This is a genomic window from Methylotenera versatilis 7 (assembly GCF_000799165.1).
Classification (GTDB): Bacteria; Pseudomonadota; Gammaproteobacteria; order Burkholderiales; family Methylophilaceae; genus Methylotenera_A; species Methylotenera_A versatilis_A.
Genome location: NZ_JUGF01000002.1, coordinates 348,854 through 366,520, shown reverse-complemented (window position 1 = coordinate 366,520; position 17,667 = coordinate 348,854). Strand labels below are relative to the sequence as shown.

General features: G+C 44.5%; 17 protein-coding genes and 1 other RNA gene. 14 read left to right on the top strand and 4 right to left on the bottom strand.

From position 1 onward, the window contains the following. Nucleotides 1-27 precede the first annotated feature (27 nt). Nucleotides 28-1,584, bottom strand: coding sequence for a hypothetical protein (locus K370_RS05755; protein ID WP_047539755.1), 1,557 nt, complete (start codon nucleotides 1,582-1,584; stop codon nucleotides 28-30). 214 nt (nucleotides 1,585-1,798) lie between these two features. Between K370_RS05755 and K370_RS05750 the strand changes: the two genes are divergently transcribed. Then, complete coding sequence (locus tag K370_RS05750) at nucleotides 1,799-2,299, top strand: TlpA disulfide reductase family protein (RefSeq protein ID WP_047539752.1); 501 nt, start codon at nucleotides 1,799-1,801, stop codon at nucleotides 2,297-2,299. Nucleotides 2,300-2,334: 35 nt separating this feature from the next. Here the strand turns inward: K370_RS05750 and K370_RS05745 are convergent, their stop codons facing one another. Genes K370_RS05745 through K370_RS05735 form a run of 3 tightly spaced genes read right to left on the bottom strand, consistent with a single transcriptional unit; the run spans nucleotide 2,335 to nucleotide 3,626 of the window. After that, on the bottom strand, nucleotides 2,335-2,634 hold the full coding sequence (locus K370_RS05745; RefSeq protein ID WP_047539750.1) for a DUF3579 domain-containing protein: 300 nt from the start codon (nucleotides 2,632-2,634) through the stop codon (nucleotides 2,335-2,337). Nucleotides 2,635-2,658: 24 nt separating this feature from the next. After that, nucleotides 2,659-3,228, bottom strand: coding sequence for a BON domain-containing protein (locus K370_RS05740; RefSeq protein ID WP_047539748.1), 570 nt, complete (start codon nucleotides 3,226-3,228; stop codon nucleotides 2,659-2,661). A 44-nt stretch (nucleotides 3,229-3,272) separates the two neighbouring features. Next, nucleotides 3,273-3,626: a YraN family protein gene (locus K370_RS05735; RefSeq protein ID WP_047539746.1), complete on the bottom strand. Its 354-nt coding sequence runs from the start codon at nucleotides 3,624-3,626 to the stop codon at nucleotides 3,273-3,275. Nucleotides 3,627-3,723: 97 nt separating this feature from the next. Here K370_RS05735 and rsmI point away from each other — a divergent pair, with 97 nt between their 5' ends. From rsmI to murG, 13 genes are all read left to right on the top strand, one after another. Continuing rightward, nucleotides 3,724-4,581, top strand: coding sequence for a 16S rRNA (cytidine(1402)-2'-O)-methyltransferase (gene rsmI, locus K370_RS05730; protein ID WP_047539744.1), 858 nt, complete (start codon nucleotides 3,724-3,726; stop codon nucleotides 4,579-4,581). A 15-nt stretch (nucleotides 4,582-4,596) separates the two neighbouring features. Continuing rightward, the gene (gene pyrC, locus K370_RS05725; RefSeq protein ID WP_047539742.1) at nucleotides 4,597-5,658 is read left to right on the top strand and encodes a dihydroorotase; all 1,062 of its coding nucleotides are present in this window, start codon (nucleotides 4,597-4,599) and stop codon (nucleotides 5,656-5,658) included. Nucleotides 5,659-5,687: 29 nt separating this feature from the next. After that, an RNA gene (rnpB, locus tag K370_RS11905) (RNase P RNA component class A) lies at nucleotides 5,688-6,038 on the top strand. Between the two features lie 444 nt (nucleotides 6,039-6,482). Next, nucleotides 6,483-6,929, top strand: a complete 447-nt coding sequence (gene mraZ, locus K370_RS05715; protein ID WP_047539738.1) for a division/cell wall cluster transcriptional repressor MraZ — start codon at nucleotides 6,483-6,485, stop codon at nucleotides 6,927-6,929. After that, nucleotides 6,926-7,957, top strand: a complete 1,032-nt coding sequence (rsmH, locus tag K370_RS05710; protein WP_047539736.1) for a 16S rRNA (cytosine(1402)-N(4))-methyltransferase RsmH — start codon at nucleotides 6,926-6,928, stop codon at nucleotides 7,955-7,957. Before mraZ ends, rsmH begins: the two co-directional genes overlap by 4 nt. Nucleotides 7,958-7,967: 10 nt before the next feature. Beyond that, nucleotides 7,968-8,273, top strand: a complete 306-nt coding sequence (gene ftsL / locus K370_RS05705; protein ID WP_081977170.1) for a cell division protein FtsL — start codon at nucleotides 7,968-7,970, stop codon at nucleotides 8,271-8,273. A 29-nt stretch (nucleotides 8,274-8,302) separates the two neighbouring features. Further along, entirely contained in the window at nucleotides 8,303-10,030 is a 1,728-nt protein-coding gene (locus tag K370_RS05700; protein ID WP_047539734.1) for a peptidoglycan D,D-transpeptidase FtsI family protein, read from the top strand. After that, nucleotides 10,027-11,478 carry a UDP-N-acetylmuramoyl-L-alanyl-D-glutamate--2,6-diaminopimelate ligase gene (locus tag K370_RS05695; protein WP_047539731.1) on the top strand — a complete coding sequence of 484 codons (1,452 nt, stop codon included), beginning with the start codon at nucleotides 10,027-10,029 and terminating at the stop codon, nucleotides 11,476-11,478. The genes K370_RS05700 and K370_RS05695 overlap by 4 nt, the downstream gene beginning before the upstream one ends. Continuing rightward, nucleotides 11,475-12,866 (top strand): UDP-N-acetylmuramoyl-tripeptide--D-alanyl-D-alanine ligase, encoded by a 1,392-nt coding sequence (locus tag K370_RS05690; protein WP_047539729.1) that lies wholly within the window; start codon nucleotides 11,475-11,477, stop codon nucleotides 12,864-12,866. The genes K370_RS05695 and K370_RS05690 overlap by 4 nt, the downstream gene beginning before the upstream one ends. Next, nucleotides 12,857-13,960, top strand: a complete 1,104-nt coding sequence (mraY, locus tag K370_RS05685; protein ID WP_047539727.1) for a phospho-N-acetylmuramoyl-pentapeptide-transferase — start codon at nucleotides 12,857-12,859, stop codon at nucleotides 13,958-13,960. Before K370_RS05690 ends, mraY begins: the two co-directional genes overlap by 10 nt. Nucleotides 13,961-13,970: 10 nt before the next feature. Further along, nucleotides 13,971-15,395 carry a UDP-N-acetylmuramoyl-L-alanine--D-glutamate ligase gene (gene murD / locus K370_RS05680; RefSeq protein WP_047539724.1) on the top strand — a complete coding sequence of 475 codons (1,425 nt, stop codon included), beginning with the start codon at nucleotides 13,971-13,973 and terminating at the stop codon, nucleotides 15,393-15,395. Next, the gene (gene ftsW / locus K370_RS05675) at nucleotides 15,389-16,555 is read left to right on the top strand and encodes a putative lipid II flippase FtsW (protein ID WP_235272701.1); all 1,167 of its coding nucleotides are present in this window, start codon (nucleotides 15,389-15,391) and stop codon (nucleotides 16,553-16,555) included. The genes murD and ftsW overlap by 7 nt, the downstream gene beginning before the upstream one ends. After that, nucleotides 16,552-17,664 carry an undecaprenyldiphospho-muramoylpentapeptide beta-N-acetylglucosaminyltransferase gene (gene murG / locus K370_RS05670; protein WP_047539723.1) on the top strand — a complete coding sequence of 371 codons (1,113 nt, stop codon included), beginning with the start codon at nucleotides 16,552-16,554 and terminating at the stop codon, nucleotides 17,662-17,664. The genes ftsW and murG overlap by 4 nt, the downstream gene beginning before the upstream one ends. The last annotated feature ends 3 nt before the right edge of the window (nucleotides 17,665-17,667 follow it).

Below are 17,667 nucleotides of genomic sequence, written 5' to 3'. Positions count from 1 at the left end.
ATCACTAGTATAACAATAGTAATTGATTTATATCAAGCTGTATTGAAAACGTTCAAAACTCGCAGTACGTTCTACCAACTTGGTCGTTAGCACGTGACTTAACGTATTGTTGTGGTGAAGTTCTAGCGTACTACCTACCTTGCATAACCCAACAGAAAGAATGATGCTTGCAGGTTGTTTTAATGCAGGCAATTCAGGCAATAATAATGCTTCACTTTCTAGTGCGCTATTGTCTGCTCTAACGCTCACAGCCGAAGCGCTGGGAGAAATAAGTTGCAAGCCAACATCTAATTGTTTTAATTCGTTTACACTGGCCCAGCGTAGCACGGCGAGTTCCCAGGTTTTTGTACTGTTATCTTTCATCGCGACGACATCGCCAATTTGTGCGGTTGCCTGAGAAGAGTTGAATTTACGCAGTGCATAGCCACCTGCGCTGACATTTAAAATCTGCCAGCGCGAAGGCTTGTAAGTGCCATTGGTACCCAAGCCGCTTATGCCTTGGCGGCTATTAAAAGGCGATCCTGCCTCACTAATTAAATGATGCGTGGTATTGATGCCAATACTTAGTTCTACACCATCACTTTTTTTGCTTCGTGAGAATAAGCGTTGTGGTGTTCTGCCATATTGTTTAATCAGGTATGCCAGTAAGTCTTCAAAATGACTTTCAATGGCATTGCTCGGCATGCTGCCATCGTTAGGCGTAATGCCTTCTTGCAATAATTTAATGTGCTGATGGATCTGTCTGGCTAAATTCACAGTAATCAGCAGAATGTCGGTGCTTCCATCAGGGATGGCTTTATTTTTAACAAAAGCAGTTGGTGGTTTATTACCACTTAATGATATTAAAAATACACCGGTTGGATTTTCGATAAAACCTAGCGGTCTTAATTCTGCTTGATGTGCGATACTGCCTAAATAGACGTCAACTTTAATGATGTCTTGATTGGCTAAATGTTGCGGATTTGCCAAATTGAGCAGCAAGATTTGTGTGTAAATTAAATTGACAGAGCTTGCATTGGCACTAGTGTAATGCTCGGCCACTGGCAGATTTTCAGCAGATTGCTGTAGCGCACAGTAATAAAGTTGATGTAGTTCACTCCACAAGGCAATCGGTGTGCTGGCATAGGTAAGATGGTGAATCAGCGCGATTTCTTTGCACGCATGGATGGCACGTTGAATTACCAGCGCAGTGGTTTTGCTGCTATTCAAATTCAGGATTTTGTTTTGTAAGTCGATCAGTGCGAATTTATAACCAAATGCGAACTCCTGCCATAATTGTTCGGCAGCACTCGCAAAAGCTTGCTCGTTTTTTGAAATAGGTAAGTTCGCATGGCTGAAATGCGGGATTAAATCTTGATAGATTTGAATCGCTGCCGGGCGATAAAGCTCAAGCGCGTTTAAGCGATTGGTAAATGCGACCTTTTGGCTGTTAATAATCTGCAATTCTTCGATTAAATCAGTCGCTGCGCGAATTGGGTCGCCAAAAGGAAGGTTTTGTATGAATTCGTTGATTTTGTGAGCGCGAGTTTCAGCCAACAAAATTGGATTATTATCTAGACTTGGTAGCTTAAGACTAATCGGCATATAAACTCCACACAATGCTTTATATTAAAAGCTAATGATCAATTTGTCACCTTAATTTAATTGAAAATTTATTGCTTGTATAAAACAGCCGTTGAATGAAAAAATGTTTAAATTAGGCGAGTCAATAGAAGAAGGATTTTTAGCTTTTATGTAATGAGCAGAAGTTAATAATGAATTTTATAGATAGTTATATAGGTTAGGATTGGGAGGTACAATGTTAGGCAAAAAAGCGTTCTTGTTTGTATTAATGATTGCTTTCTTTGGCATGAGTTTAAGTGTTTATAGCGTAGAACGTTCGCAGGGTAAGGGCTTTGTCTTAAGCGATACTAACGGAAAAAAACATGCTTTATCTCAATATAAAGGCAAATGGGTGATTGTGAACTATTGGGCGACATGGTGTCCGCCATGTTTGGAAGAAGTGCCTGATTTGGTTGCGCTGTACGATAGCCGTAAAAATAATGATGTGATGTTGCTGGGCGTTTCGTTTGATTACCAGGATGCAAAAGAAGTTGCCGATTATGTGGATGATATGCTGATATCTTATCCAATTGTGCTGGGTGACGATGATGTTATCAGGCAAATTGGCAGTGCAGAGGTGATGCCAACAACTTTTATTTACAACCCACGCGGTGTTTTGGTTAGAACTAAGCGCGGGTTGGTCACGAAAGCTTATCTTGAAGATTTTATTGCAAATGAGACTTTAAAAAAGCATTAACGAAAATGCGGGCAACATTTTAAAAAAGTATTTATTTAAACTGGTGCTGTAATGCTATTTCCATCCGCATCTAAAATATTGAGCTGATTTTCATCGGCAAACTGCATCAACTGTGCGAAACCTTCTGGGCTGCTATCTTTTAAGCGCATATCCACTGCCAGACAGCGTACACCATTCATTACTTTTGGTTTTAAATAGGGCGAGTACACCAGTTTTTTATTCGGTCCAAAGCTGGCGTAGGTGCTACAAGTTCTATCTACCCAATCGCTGGGCCGGAATGGTTTGCCGGCACGCGTCAGGCCTTCAATAATAATTTCTACTGCTTTTTTAGTCATTTTTCAGCTGCTTTAAATTTTTAGTTAATTAATATATTCAAATACTTTGACGACTTTACTGACGCCGTCAGTGTTACGTGCAATTTCTACGGCCGCATCTGCTTCAGCCTGATTGACTAGCCCTAATAAGTAAACCACGCCATTTTCGGTAACTACTTTAACGTAGTTGGCGGGAAATTTATTTTCAGTGATAAATTTTGTCTTAATTTTAGAGGTGATAAAAGTATCATTGCTGCGCGACCCAATCGTGCTTTTAGGCGCTATAACAATTTCATTGGTCACTGTGCGAATATTTTCAATTTCTTTTAATAGAGACTCTGCCTTAGCCAAGCGTTCTGCATCCGGCACTTCACCTGTTAGCAACACGTTACGGTTGTAGCTCGTCACGTTAACATGTGATTGTTCACCTAAATTGCTTTCCATTTTTTTTACTGCTTTAAGCTCGATACCTTCATCTTCAACAAAAAATCCTGAAGTGCGTCTATCCGATGCAACTGCGCCGCCAGCGGCAGCGCCACCAATAGCGATAGGCACGCAGGCTGCCAATTGGCTCACAAATGCGGTAGTTAGAAAAAGTTTAGTTGCTATATTCATTGCATACTCCAAATAACGGTTAATTTTTGCGAATCATACGCCCTTTATGCGTCAAAAGCATTACGCACCCATTCGATGTGTGCTAAGTCAACTTTGGACATTAAAATTGCATCGAAACGGCATTGTCTTTCGCCGTGTGTTTGTAAATAATGTTGTGCGGTTAAGATTAATTTCTGCTTTTTTTGTGCGGTGATGCTAGTGCCAGCATCACCAAACTGCTGGTTACTTCGTAGACGCACCTCAATAAAAACCAGCGTTTTGGCGTCCATCATAATCAAGTCAATCTCGCCAAAACGGCAGTGATAATTTTGCATTACCATTTTAAGTCCATGATTCATTAAAAAAGTTGCAGCTAATTTTTCTGCTTCAAGCCCCGCATTGTTTTGATTCATTTTCATAAATTTAGATGGAGCAGTTTATTTTTGGGTGCGATATATTTATTAAGTGCACTATATTTTTAATATTTTAAGCATAGCTTTGGCTTAAAATTACAGAATGAATGATTTAAAAGCAACCGGTACATTATATGTGGTGGCAACGCCAATCGGCAATTTGGGTGACATTACCCTGCGTGCGCTAGAAACGCTAAAAGTGGTAGATGCGATTGCGGCGGAGGATACGCGTCATACGTCGGGCTTGCTGTCACATTTTGGCATCTCAAAAAAACTCATTGCCGTGCATGAACATAATGAGCATCAATCGGCTGAAAAATTATTAACGCAACTAAAAGCGGGCGCAAACATTGCCTTGGTGACGGATGCTGGTACACCCGGTATTAGCGATCCGGGTGCGGTAGTTGTTGATTTTGTGCGAAAAGCGGGTATTAAAGTTGTACCTATTCCTGGCGTGAGCGCGGTGATTGCTGCATTGTCCGTTTCAGGTATTACTCAAAATGGTTTTTTATTTTACGGCTTCTTGCCTGCCAGCGGCGCAGCAAGGCGCAAATCTTTAGAAGTTCTGAAAACACAAACAGTAACCTTGGTGTTTTATGAGGCGCCACACAGAATTGTGGAAAGTATCGCGGATATGGCGACTGTATTAGGTGCAGAACGCCGTGTTACTTTTGCGCGTGAACTGACTAAAACTTTTGAGACAATTTATAGCTGTGATTTGGTGGATGCGGTAACCTGGCTGCAAGCTGATACGAACCAGCAGCGTGGCGAGTTCGTGCTTTTAGTTGAAGCGGCTGCGGTAAGGGAGGCTGAAGAGTTCTCAGAAGAAGTTGTGCGCATATTAAAATTATTATTGGTGGATTTACCACTCAAACAAGCAGTAAAACTGACCGCCGAAATCACCAACGAAAAGAAAAATTATTTGTACGAATTCGCCCTTACTCTAAAAAATGCTCAATAAAAGAATCGCCATAAAATGACTCATCCACACACATTAACCCAAACAAGTTTAACAATCACGCGCCCAGACGATTGGCATTTGCATTTGAGAGATGGTGCAGCCCTAAAAGCAGTGCTGCCCGACACCGCGAAACAATTCGCTCGCGCCATTGTGATGCCTAATCTGCGGCCACCAGTGACAACAACTGAATTGGCAATCATCTATAGGCAACGTATTTTAGATGCGTTGCCAAAGGGTGCGTGCTTTGAGCCATTGATGACTTTGTATCTGACGGATAATACTTCGGCTGAAGAGATTGCCTTGGCTAAAGCCAGTGGGGTTGTGCATGGTGTGAAGCTTTACCCAGCGGGCGCGACTACTAATTCAGATTCAGGTGTCACAAATCTAGGTCATTGCGTAAAAGCGCTTGAGGCGATGGAAAAGCTGGGCGTACCTTTGTTGGCGCATGCTGAAGTGACTGATGGCGATGTTGATGTGTTTGATCGCGAACGTGTGTTCATTGAGCGCAACATGATTCCCTTGCTCAAAAAATTTCCAGCATTAAAAATTGTGTTTGAGCACATCACCACTAAAGATGCGGCAGACTTTGTGATGGAAGCTCCGAATAATGTTGCTGCAACCGTCACCGCGCACCATTTGTTGATGAATCGCAATGACATGTTTAAAGGCGGTATCCAGCCGCACCACTATTGCTTACCAATCTTAAAGCGTGAAGAGCATCGTGTGGCTTTAGTGAAAGCAGCAACTTCTGGTAATGCCAAGTTTTTCTTAGGAACAGATAGCGCGCCGCACGCAAAACTTACTAAAGAAGCCGCCTGTGGTTGTGCTGGCATGTATACGGCACATACAGCAATTGAGTTGTATGCGGAAGTGTTTGAGAATGCAAATGCGTTAGATAAATTAGAAGGTTTTGCCAGCTTTTATGGTGCTGATTTCTACGGTTTGCCACGTAATTCTGAGCAAGTCACGCTGGTGAAAGAAAGCTGGAAAGTGCCTGAGAACTTGCCTTATGTTGATGGAGATGTTCTGGTGCCTTTGAGAGCTGGGCAAATCTTGCAATGGAAATTACAGAAATAATAACTGTCTCAGCATGTTAAAATAACGATGAAGCTGGCCAGACAGTCGCCGCTCACGAAAGTGAGGGGAGGAAAGTCCGGGCTGCATAGGGCGAGATGACGGCTAACGGCCGTACGTTGAAATTTTTGTGGTGAAAGCCACAGAATATAAGGCGAGGAATAGGGCCACAGAGACGAGCGTATTTAGTTACGGTGAAACGCGGCAACCTCCATCTGCAGCAATATCAAATAGGCTGGCATTTTTACGCAAGTAAATAGGGCGTGGCTCGCGCTGCCAGCGGGTAGATAGCTTGAGCGTACAAGTAATTGTGCGCCTAGATGAATGACTGTCAACTTTAGCGATAAAGTCTACAAAACCCGGCTTATCGGCCAGCTTCACTTTCGTTTTTATTATCCTCTTGATTGTATTCAAATACATAATTCCCAACGCTTATATTTTACATTCACTTGATTTGGTATCTTATTGATTATTAAGGTTATTGTTTTTATGATAAAAATGCGCTAAGTCTTTGTCTTATAAAGAAAAAATAGTGAAAAAGTACTTGCTAAGTACTTTTTTTTTATCTATAGTGCAATTTAGTGGTGAAAAGTGGAGTTTGGTGGGGAGTTGGTGGGTTTAAAAGTTCTCCTTTGGGTTCTGCTAAGTAGCTTGACGGCTATCTATACACAAATAAAGTTAATAAATTTTGAGATAAATGAAGCGCGAATATAAGTCATTTAACAAGAGCCACTAATTTGACGGCTGAGTAAATGCATTAAAAATAGCCTGCTTAAGAATTAAGTGCGCATTTGAGAATAATTATTTAAGGGATGTCCATTTCAATCATGTTTCGCGGTGCAACACATTTAAGTATGGATGCTAAATACAGGCTTGCAGTGCCTGCTAAGCATCGTGATGCTTTGTTGGCACAAAGTGCGGGCAGTTTGATATTGACTGCGCATCCGCACCGTTGCTTATTGTTGTATCCGCAACCAGCTTGGGCGCCAATTGAAGCCAAAATTAATGGTCTGTCCAGTTTCAACCCGCAAACCAGTGTTTATCAGCGCATGATGGTGGGTCAGGCAGAGGATATTACGCTGGACGGTACGGGGCGTTTGTTGGTTTCGCCGGTATTGCGCCGATTTGCGAGTTTAGATAAAGATGTGATGTTTGTGGGACAGGGCAGTCATTTTGAGATATGGAATATGGATGCTTGGAACAAGCAGTTGGAAACTTTAATAACGGGTGATGGTTTTGAAATGCCCGCAGAATTAGAGGGCTTTTCGCTATGATGCTGGGCGCAAAATCTGCGCCGCCAATAAAAGAAAATTCAGCCTCACTGTCAGCATCAAATATGACTCCCGCATTAAACTCTACCGCTAAATCGCCATCGGCTGCACATATCACAGTATTGTTGAATGAAGCGGTGGATGCGCTTCATATTAAATCCAATGGTGTTTACATTGATGGTACTTTTGGGCGTGGTGGTCACAGCCGGCTCATTTTGTCCAAATTGAGTGGCGATGGTCAATTGTTCGCAATAGACCGGGATTTGGCGGCATTGGCAGAAGGTCAATCCATTCAAGATGCGCGATTCAGTATTGAGCATCGGCATTTTTCAGAAATCAATCAATTAGCAATCAGTAACAATCTCACAAAAGTAGATGGAATTTTGCTGGATTTGGGTATTTCGTCGCCGCAAATCGATGAAGGTGAGCGGGGTTTTAGTTTTAGGTTTGATGCGCCGCTGGATATGCGTATGGACCAAACGCGTGGCAAAACAGTGGCAGAGCTGTTGTCCACAATTTCAGAGCAACAGTTAGGGAAAGTGATAAAAGACTATGGTGAAGAACGGTTTGCTAAGCAGGTTGCAAGGGCGATTATTAAGGAGCGCACAGACGGGCGCTCCATCACCACTACAGGGCAGCTTGCCAAGGTCGTGGCAAGTGCAATCCCTAAGATTGAACCGGGGCAGAACCCTGCAACGCGCACCTTTCAAGCTTTACGGATTTACGTCAATTCGGAGCTTGAGGAGTTATCGCTAATTTTGCCGCAATGCCTGAATCTATTGGCTGAGGGCGGGCGTTTGGTAGTGATCAGCTTTCATTCGCTGGAAGATAGAATCGTTAAGCAGTTTATTCAAAGGGAACAAAACCGCGATGATTTGCCTTCTAATTTTCCAGTTAAAGCGAAAGATTTGCCGCAGCCCAGATTGATGGCTATTGGTAAAGCGATTAAACCAAGCGCTGCTGAAGTGAAAACGAATCCGCGTAGTCGAAGTGCGGTGATGCGTGTGGCAGAAAGAACGGCGACAGCTTAATAAGCTGTTTATGCAAACAATAGAAACCATGACCCGATTAAATTTTATTTTATTTTTTGTGTTAATTGCTGTGAGCTTAGGTGTAATCACGTCGCAGCATAAGGCGCGCAAATTATATTTTGAGCTTGAGCAGCAACAAAACTTGATACAGAAGTATGAAACAGAATTTGGACAGTTGCAGTTAGAGCAAAGCACTTGGGCGATGCATTCGCGCATTGAAGAATTGGCAGCCAAGAAATTAAAAATGCAAGTGCCTGATGCAAAACGTATTCAGGTAATCGCAAAAGAAGAAGTGACTTTGGAAGTCATACGCTAGAACTGATTAGTGAAGAAATTTAGAGAAAAATGGCCTATAACCCAATACAGCACCATATAGTAAAGCTGCCATCATGGCGGCGTAGGCTATTGCTGATTTGCATCTTGCTGGGTTTTGCAGGCTTGTTTGCGCGTGGTATTTATTTGCAGAGTCTGCATAAAGAATTTTTACAGCAAAAAGGCGATGCACGTTACAGCCGCACATTGGCGCTGCAAGCGCATCGTGGAAAGATTACCGATAGAAATGGCGAACTGCTAGCGATTAGTAGCCCGGTTGAATCTGTTTGGGCAAGTCCGCCAGATGTGAAAATCACTGCTACGCAAAAAGTAAAACTTGGGCAATTGTTAGGTATTAAAAGTAAAGAAATAGATAAGAAGTTTGCCAATTTACAGCGCGGATTTGTGTATATAAAGCGCAGAGTTTCACCGGATTTAGCAGCAAAAGTCATGAGCTTGGGTATTCCTGGTGTTTTTCTACAGCGCGAATACAAGCGTTTTTATCCTGCTGGAGATGTGACTGCGCATGTAGTTGGATTTACCGATATTAATGACAAAGGCCAAGAAGGTTTTGAGCTGGCACAAAATGCGCTGTTGTCAGGCAAAGCAGGTAGCCGCAAGGTGATTAAAGATAGGCAAGGTCGCATTGTTGAGGACTTGGAAGATGTAAAGGTGCCGCAAGATGGGCATGACTTGGTGCTAAGCATAGATAGGCGCATTCAATATTTAACTTATAGAGAATTAGCGCGCGCAGTCGATTTATACAAAGCCAAAGCCGGCGCGGCAGTGGTGCTGGACGCCAAAACTGGTGAGGTGTTGGCGATGGTTAACTTACCTACATATAACCCGAATAATCCGGTGAATATCCAAGGTAAAACGCGCAATCGTGTGATTACCGATGTGTTTGAGCCTGGCTCCACTTTAAAGTCGATTGCCGTTTCAGCTGCGATGGAATTTGGCGATTTCAAACCAGATACGCCGATTCAAACTGCGCCGGGTTATATGAAAATCGGCCCGGCAACTATTCATGATACGCATGATTATGGCGTGCTGACGGTGGCTGGTGTGATACAAAAATCATCCAACGTGGGCGCCTCCAAAATGGTGTTAAGTTTAAAACGCGAAGAACTTTGGAGCGTGTTCAATCAACTGGGTTTTGGCTCGCGTATGGATATTGGTTTTCCAGGTCAAGCATCAGGACGCTTGCGTCCTTATAAATCCTGGCGTCCGATTGAGCAAGCCACGATGTCGTATGGACATGGTATCAGCGTGACTTTATTACAGCTGGCGCGTGCGTACACGGTTTTTGCAAATGAAGGCGAGTTAATGCCTATTTCATTGTTAAAAATTAAAGACGCACCAGTAGGGCATCAGGTATTTTCGGCGCAGGTAGCCAATGATATGAAAACCATGATGGAGCAGGTTGTATTGCCCGGCGGTACGGCATTAAAAGCGCAGGTAGCTGGTTATCGCGTTGGAGGCAAAACTGGTACCGCGCATAAATTAGGCCCAACAGGTTATGAAAAAGATAAGTATGTGGGTTCATTTGTTGGTTTAGCGCCTGCATCTAATCCACGTTTGATTATGGCGGTGATGATCGATGAGCCAACAACCGGAAAATATTACGGCGGCACGGTCGCCGCACCCGTATTCAGTGCTGTGATGTCAGATGCATTGCGCATGCTGGCTGTGCCGCAAGATGCACCTAATAATAACGTCGTTATACCGCCTGATGTTGAGGATGTAAAAGAGGCGATATGACAAAGCCCATTCAAAACTACACGATTAAAACGTCGATTAAAGATATGACTGCCGATAGCCGTCGGGTAACGCCTGGCAGCTTATTTTTAGCGTACCCGGGTGATAAAAGCGATGGGCGCAATTACATTGCCGATGCTATTAATAATGGCGCAAGCGCAGTGTTGTGGGATTCGACCGATTTTGACTGGAATCCAGAATGGACAGTTGAAAATATCGGTATTGCGAGCTTGCGCTTGCAGGTTGGCAATATTGCTGACCAATATTATAAAAAACCATCCGAAAAATTATGGACGATTGGTGTAACTGGTACCAATGGTAAAACTTCCATTACGCAATGGTTAAGTCAGTGCTTTAACTATCTGGGGCGCAAAACAGCGGTGGTTGGTACGCTGGGTAACGGCTTTGTCGATGCGTTAAGTGAAACGCAAAATACCACACCCGACGCGATTCTATTACAAAGTATGTTGGCTGATTATTTAAATCAGGGTGCTGAAGTGGTGGCATTAGAAGTTTCATCGCATGGTTTGCACCAAGGTCGCGTTAATGGCGTGCATTTTGATGTGGCGGTGTTAAGCAATTTATCGCGCGATCATTTGGATTATCACAGCACATTCGCAGAATATGCCGCTGCAAAACGTCGTTTATTCGATTTTGCTGATTTGAAAATGTCGGTGCTGAATTGCGACGATGATTTTGGCCAGGAGATTGAAGAAGACTTGAAACTGGCTGTTGCGCCAGTGATCACTTATGGCATTGAGCATGGCGACGTGCGTGCGACGCAATTACATTTTGAAAATACCCATTTCAGTTTTGTTGCTGTTACCCCACAAGGTGAAGCGACGGTAAAAGCCAATTTAATCGGCCGTTTTAATGTGTATAACGTGTTGGCAGTATTGGCTACTTTATTGGTTTCAAAAGTCAGCTTAACAGATGCAGTCGATGCCATTGCACAGATTCAATCAGCCGCAGGGCGTATGCAGCTACTCGGCGGCGGTGTGCTGCCATTGGTCGTTGTCGATTATGCGCACACGCCTGATGCACTGGAAAAAGTATTAAGCACATTAAAAGAGCAAAAACCATTAAGTGCAAAATTAGTATGCGTGTTTGGCTGCGGCGGCAATCGCGATGCGGGTAAGCGAGAATTAATGGGCAAGATTGCCTGCGATTTGGCGGATGCGGTAGTGGTGACTTCTGATAATCCGAGGCATGAGAGCAAGCGCAAAATCATCAATGAAATCCTGCAGGGTACGCAGGGTAATTATTTGATTGAACAGGATCGCGCAAAAGCGATTTCAGTTGGCATATTTGCGGCTAAAGCGGGAGATATCGTACTGATTGCAGGCAAAGGACATGAGCAGTATCAAGAAATTAAAGGCGTAAAACATTATTTTAGCGATATGGAACAGGCCGAAAAAGTGTTGAAATCATACGCGGAGTCGCTGTCATGATGAAGCTATCAACCATTGCAAAAGCGGTGAACGGCATACTCTTGGGTGAAGATGTTGAGGTGCAAAGCGTAGGCACAGATAGTCGCGCGATTGTGAATGGTCAGCTTTTTGTGGCTATTAAAGGTGAAACTTTTGATGGTAATGCTTATGCGGTAGATGCCATCAAGCAAGGTGCGGCGGCAGCTTTGGTGTCAGATGCGCAGACAGTTGCCTCCCCTGCCGTTCTGGTAGATGACACGCGCTTGGCGCTTGGACAGTTAGCACAGTATTGGCGCAATCAGTTTGCGTTGCCGCTGATTGCTATTACCGGCAGTAACGGCAAAACCACCACCAAAGAGATGTTAACCGCTATTTTGGGCGTGGCGGCAAAAGATGCACAGAAAGTGCATGCCACAGTCGGTAATTTTAATAATGACATTGGATTGCCGTTAACTTTGCTGAAGTTGTGCAAACAACATGCTTATGCCGTGATTGAAATGGGCATGAATCATTTGGGTGAAATCGACTATTTAACCCGTATCGCGCAGCCTACTGTGGCGCTGATTAACAATGCAGGCACTGCGCATATTGGTGAGCTTGGTTCGCGTGACAATATTGCCAAGGCTAAAGGCGAGATTTTTAATGGTTTGAGTGCAGGCGGTATGGCTGTGCTGAATGCAGATGATGCATTTTTTACGTATTGGCAATCATTAAATACAGGCAAAAAAATCGTTACTTTCGGGCTGAATAACGTGGCGGATGTCACTGCCGTTTTTGAAGAGGTTGATGGGTTAAGTCATGTGCAGCTGACTACACCAACTGGCATGGTCAGCTTTAATCTGAATATATTGGGTAAACACAATATCAGTAACGCACTTGCTGCCAGTGCTGCAGCGGTTGCACTGGGCGTGAGCAATCAGGATATTGCAGATGGTTTGCAAAATATGCAAGCCGTGCATAGTCGCTTGCAGCGCAAACTGGGTTTGAATGATGCACTGTTGATTGATGATACTTACAACGCCAATCCTGATTCGATGAAAGCCGCGATTGATGTATTGACCGCGATGAATACGCACCGCGTTTTTGTGATGGGCGACATGGGCGAATTGGGCGCGGAAGCGGCAGAAATGCATGCTCAAATCGGCTTGTATGCCAAGCAAAAAGGCATTGCCAGGTTATTGGCATTTGGTGAGTTAAGCGCAAATGCTGCAAACAGTTTTGGTGATGGTGCACAACATTATTTAGTACTAGACGATGTGATTGCGCAAGCAAAAAACCTGATGCAAAAAAATGTAACGGTTCTGGTGAAAGGCTCACGTTTTATGAAAATGGAGCGCGTGGTGAATGCACTGACGAATCAAACAAAATTACAACAAAAAAGTTTAATGGAGGACGCATCATGTTATTAGAACTTGCCCGTTGGTTAGCGCACGATATTCGTGGTTTTAATGTGTTTAATTACATTACATTGCGCGCGGTTTTGGCGACTTTAACTGCCTTAATCATCTCATTTTTAGTTGGCCCGACCATGATTCGTAAGCTGACCCAATATAAAGTGGGGCAAGCGGTGCGGGATGATGGTCCGCAGACGCATCTAGTAAAAGCAGGCACGCCGACCATGGGCGGTGCACTGATTCTGGTGGCGATTGGTATTTCGACCATATTGTGGGGCGATTTGCATAATAAATATATCTGGGTGGTACTGGTGACTACTTTAGGTTTTGGTGCCATTGGCTGGGTAGATGATTATCGCAAAGTGGTTTATAAAAATCCGAAAGGCTTATCCGCCAAAGCCAAGTATTTTTGGCAAAGTGTGATTGGGCTTGGCGTGGCGATATTTTTATATCAAACATCTGCCAGCCCAGTTGAGACGACTTTAATCGTGCCGTTCTTCAAAACTTTAGTGCTACCTTTAGGTGCAGTAGGTTTTATTTTGCTGACTTATTTAGTGATTGTCGGCTCAAGTAATGCGGTGAATCTCACTGATGGACTGGATGGTTTGGCCATTATGCCAACCGTGATGGTGGGTAGTGCGCTGGCGATATTTGCCTATATGGCAGGTCATTTATATTTTTCTAAATATCTGGGTATTCCTTATGTGGCGGGAGCAGGCGAATTGATGGTGTTTTGCGCAGCCATGGCGGGTGCAGGTTTAGGCTTTTTATGGTTTAACGCTTACCCGGCTGAAGTGTTTATGGGCGACGTAGGTGCGCTGGCTTTAGGTGCTGCACTTGGGGTTGTGGCCGTTATAGTGCGCCAGGAAATCGTGTTGTTTATTATGGGCGGCGTGTTCGTGGTGGAAACATTCTCAGTGGCGCTGCAAGTCCTGTATTTCAAATATACCAAACTCAGAACAGGCGTTGGGCAGCGTATCTTTTTGATGGCGCCGTTGCATCATCACTACGAACAAAAAGGCTGGAAAGAAACGCAGGTAGTGGTGCGATTCTGGATTATTACGATGATGCTGGTTTTGATCGGCTTATCCACATTAAAACTCAGATGATTAGAACAGAATGAAAATCGCGTTAAAAGACAAAAAAGTATTGGTACTGGGCCTGGGTGATACCGGCCTATCTGCCTTGCATTGGCTTGACCGCCAAGGTGCGATTTTGTCTGCGGCTGATTCTCGCGTTAATCCACCAAGCGTGGATGATGTGATTAAACGCATGCCGCAAGTGCATATTCATACAGGGCCGTTTGATCCGGCCGTATTGCAGCAAGCCGAGTTAATTGTGATTAGCCCCGGTGTGGCTATCACTGAGCCAGCGGTGCAGGCGGCTATTGAGCATGGTGTGCCAGTGATTGGCGATGTGGAATTGTTCGCGCAGTATCGTCCCAAACATGCAAAAGTCATTGCAATAACGGGCTCCAATGGCAAAACAACGGTAACGACATTAGTAGGCGAAATCTGCAAGGAAGCAGGTTTGAAAACGATTGTGGCGGGCAATATCGGCTTACCGGTATTAGAAGCGCTGATGATGCAAACACCCGATGTGTATGTGCTTGAACTGTCTAGTTTTCAATTGGAAACAACGCATCATTTAACATGTGACAGTGCAACTGTGCTGAATATTAGTGAAGACCACATGGATCGATATGCGGATATTGATGCATATACTGCCGCCAAAGTACGCATTTTAGCGCATGCAAAAACGGCCGTTTTAAATCGTGATGATCCAGCAAGCTTAAGTATTCGGGCTCAAACGATGCAGCAAGCTAAGCACATGGTGACATTCGGCTTGAATGCCGCGCCGACTATAGAGGATTTTGGTCTGATTGAATGCGACGGTGAGTCGTGCTTAACCAGTGGCCAGCGTAAAGTTCTGCATGCAAATCAACTGAAAATCAGTGGCTTGCATAACGTAGCCAATGCACTTGCAGCGGTGGCTTTGTGCAGCGCTATCGGTATTGAAAAAACAGTTATTGCCAGCGCATTACGTCATTTTAAAGGCCTGCCACATCGCGTGGAATGGGTTGCTACGATTGATAATGTTGATTTTTTTGATGACTCAAAAGGCACGAATGTGGGCGCGACCTGCGCTGCTATTGCCGGCATGGTTAAACAAGGGAAACCGCAAAAAGTGGTATTGATTGCTGGCGGCGATGGTAAAGGACAGGATTTTGCACCGCTATTACCTGCTGTAAAAACTAACGCACGCGCTGTGGTTTTAATCGGGCGCGATGCAGCATTAATTGAAGCAGTTTTGTTGCTGTCAGAAATGCCGATATACCATGCCGCCGATTTACCAGAAGCAGTAAATATTGCGCAAAAAATAGCATTAAGTGGTGACGCCGTATTGCTGTCACCGGCTTGTGCCAGTTTCGATATGTTTAAGAATTATGTGCATCGTGCAGAAGTGTTTGTAGAAGCGGTGAAACGCCTGCAACAAACAGCGGCGCAAAAGTCAGGCAGCACACTAGGAGTTTCAATATGTTAGCCCCTGTTATGCATAGCCGTGAACGCATGAATGCCGCCAGCTACGACCAGATGTTGTTGTGGGTGACTTTAATATTGCTCGGTTTAGGCTTGGTGATGGTGTATTCGGCTTCAATTGCCATTGCAGAAGCCGATAAAGCGGTTGGCCATCAAAGTACTTACTATCTGATTCGGCAGGCAATTTTTATTGTCGTTGGCGTAATGGCTGCCTTTGTCACTTTTCAAGTGCCGGTAGCTGGCTGGCAAAAAATGGCGCCGTATCTATTTTTGCTGGGTTTGTTCTTATTGGTACTGGTGCTTATTCCAGGTGTTGGGCGCAACGTCAATGGCAGTCAGCGCTGGTTGTCCTTATTTGTCATTAACCTGCAGCCATCTGAACTGATGAAACTATTCGCCGCCATGTATGTGGCTGATTACGCCGTGCGTAAAGCACCGCAGATGGATAGCATCGTTAAGGGATTTTTACCGATGGTAGCGGTGATGGTGCTAGTTGGGTTCTTGCTATTACGCGAACCGGATTTCGGTGCATTTGCAGTGATTGCGGCTATTTCAATTTCCATACTCTGGCTGGGCGGCATTAACGTTAAGATTTTTGTCGCTTTGCTGGCGCTGCTGCCCGTGGCAATTTATGTGCTGATTGTTAGCTCGCCTTATCGCATGCAGCGGGTGATTGGTTTTATGGACCCATGGGCAGATCCTTATGGCAAAGGTTATCAGCTTTCCCATGCACTTATCGCGTTTGGTCGTGGCGAATGGTTTGGGGTAGGATTGGGCGCCAGCGTCGAAAAATTACTATATCTGCCAGAAGCACACACAGACTTTTTGTTGGCGGTGATTGCAGAAGAATTGGGCTTTGTCGGGGTGTTAACTGTATTGGGATTGTTTTGCTGGATTGTGATTCGCGCCTTTGGTATCGGTAAAGAAGCGGTTGCTAATGAACGTTATTTCGCTGCTTTGTTGGCGCAAGGTTTAGGTGTATGGATGGGCGTACAAGGCATTATTAATATTGGCGTGAACATGGGCGTGTTGCCAACTAAAGGTTTGACATTGCCTTTGCTGTCATTCGGCGGTAGCGGGATATTGGCTAATTGCATCGCTATGGCGGTGTTGTTGCGTATCGATTTTGAAAATCGCCGTCTTCAAAAAGGGCTGCCAGCATGATGCTCGCTTCTCCAGTGACTGAGTTTGGTAAATTCACCATCATGATTATGGCGGGTGGTACGGGTGGTCACGTGTATCCGGCCATGGCAGTTGCTGACTATCTAAAAGAACATGGCTGGAATGTGGTTTGGTTATGCACTGAAGGTGGCATGGAAAATAGATTGATTGAAGGTAAAAACTACAGCAAAGCAATCATCACCATGCGTGGCGTACGCGGAAAAGGCTTGTTGAACTGGCTGTCCTTGCCACTTAAGTTAGCCACCGCGTTTAAGCAAAGTTTTTCAGCTATTCGCCTGCATCAGCCGGATGTGGTACTGGGTATGGGCGGCTTTGCTGCATTTCCTGGTGGCGTAATGGCGAAATTGTTAGGCAAATCATTAGTGATTCATGAGCAAAATTCCATTGCCGGGTTAACCAATAAAATCTTGAGTTTAGTTGCAGATAAAACTTTGGTGGCGTTTCCTTCGGCATTTGCTAAAGGAACAGTTTTTGGAGATGAAGCGATTTTGGTCGGTAATCCTGTGCGCAAGGATATTACACAATTGCCATTTCCTGCACAGCGTTATGCATCGCGCACGGGTAAATTGAAATTGCTGGTAGTTGGCGGAAGTTTGGGTGCGACAGCGTTAAACGAAGTTCTGCCCAAAGCCATTGCAACGCTGTCAGAAAACAGTCGCCCGGAGGTGATTCATCAAGCGGGTGAAAAACATATTGCAGCCTTGCAAGCTAACTATCAAGCGGCAGGTGTAACGGCGGATACAAAAGCATTTATCCATAATATGGCAGAGCTATACGCTTGGGCGGATGTGGTGGTTTGCCGTTCAGGCGCACTGACCGTTGCTGAGTTGTCTTGTGTTGGCGTCGCCAGTATTTTGGTGCCTTTCCCAAGTGCGGTGGATGATCATCAAACGTATAACGCGAAATACTTAAGTGATGCGGGCGCTGCAAAATTAATACAACAGACCGAGTTTAATGTGGCAAAAGCGAGTGAATTGCTAGGCAGTTTAACGCGCGAAATTTGCTTGGAAATGGCGATTAAAGCAAAAAAACTAGCCAAGCCAGAGGCAACAGAAGTGGTTGCCAATATTTGCATGGAGGCAACGCTTTAGGCG

What these genes read in the sequence shown, in the direction of transcription:
- mraZ (WP_047539738.1), top strand. Translation starts at nt 6,483, where the DNA reads ATGTTTCGCGGTGCAACACATTTAAGTATGGATGCTAAATACAGGCTT.
- K370_RS05695 (WP_047539731.1), top strand. Translation starts at nt 10,027, where the DNA reads ATGACAAAGCCCATTCAAAACTACACGATTAAAACGTCGATTAAAGAT.
- murD (WP_047539724.1), top strand. Translation starts at nt 13,971, where the DNA reads ATGAAAATCGCGTTAAAAGACAAAAAAGTATTGGTACTGGGCCTGGGT.
- K370_RS05755 (WP_047539755.1), bottom strand. Translation starts at nt 1,584, where the DNA reads ATGCCGATTAGTCTTAAGCTACCAAGTCTAGATAATAATCCAATTTTG.
- rsmH (WP_047539736.1), top strand. Translation starts at nt 6,926, where the DNA reads ATGATGCTGGGCGCAAAATCTGCGCCGCCAATAAAAGAAAATTCAGCC.
- K370_RS05740 (WP_047539748.1), bottom strand. Translation starts at nt 3,228, where the DNA reads ATGAATATAGCAACTAAACTTTTTCTAACTACCGCATTTGTGAGCCAA.
- pyrC (WP_047539742.1), top strand. Translation starts at nt 4,597, where the DNA reads ATGACTCATCCACACACATTAACCCAAACAAGTTTAACAATCACGCGC.
- K370_RS05735 (WP_047539746.1), bottom strand. Translation starts at nt 3,626, where the DNA reads ATGAAAATGAATCAAAACAATGCGGGGCTTGAAGCAGAAAAATTAGCT.
- K370_RS05745 (WP_047539750.1), bottom strand. Translation starts at nt 2,634, where the DNA reads ATGACTAAAAAAGCAGTAGAAATTATTATTGAAGGCCTGACGCGTGCC.
- K370_RS05750 (WP_047539752.1), top strand. Translation starts at nt 1,799, where the DNA reads ATGTTAGGCAAAAAAGCGTTCTTGTTTGTATTAATGATTGCTTTCTTT.
- ftsW (WP_235272701.1), top strand. Translation starts at nt 15,389, where the DNA reads ATGTTAGCCCCTGTTATGCATAGCCGTGAACGCATGAATGCCGCCAGC.
- murG (WP_047539723.1), top strand. Translation starts at nt 16,552, where the DNA reads ATGATGCTCGCTTCTCCAGTGACTGAGTTTGGTAAATTCACCATCATG.
- rsmI (WP_047539744.1), top strand. Translation starts at nt 3,724, where the DNA reads ATGAATGATTTAAAAGCAACCGGTACATTATATGTGGTGGCAACGCCA.
- K370_RS05690 (WP_047539729.1), top strand. Translation starts at nt 11,475, where the DNA reads ATGATGAAGCTATCAACCATTGCAAAAGCGGTGAACGGCATACTCTTG.
- mraY (WP_047539727.1), top strand. Translation starts at nt 12,857, where the DNA reads ATGTTATTAGAACTTGCCCGTTGGTTAGCGCACGATATTCGTGGTTTT.
- ftsL (WP_081977170.1), top strand. Translation starts at nt 7,968, where the DNA reads ATGCAAACAATAGAAACCATGACCCGATTAAATTTTATTTTATTTTTT.
- K370_RS05700 (WP_047539734.1), top strand. Translation starts at nt 8,303, where the DNA reads ATGGCCTATAACCCAATACAGCACCATATAGTAAAGCTGCCATCATGG.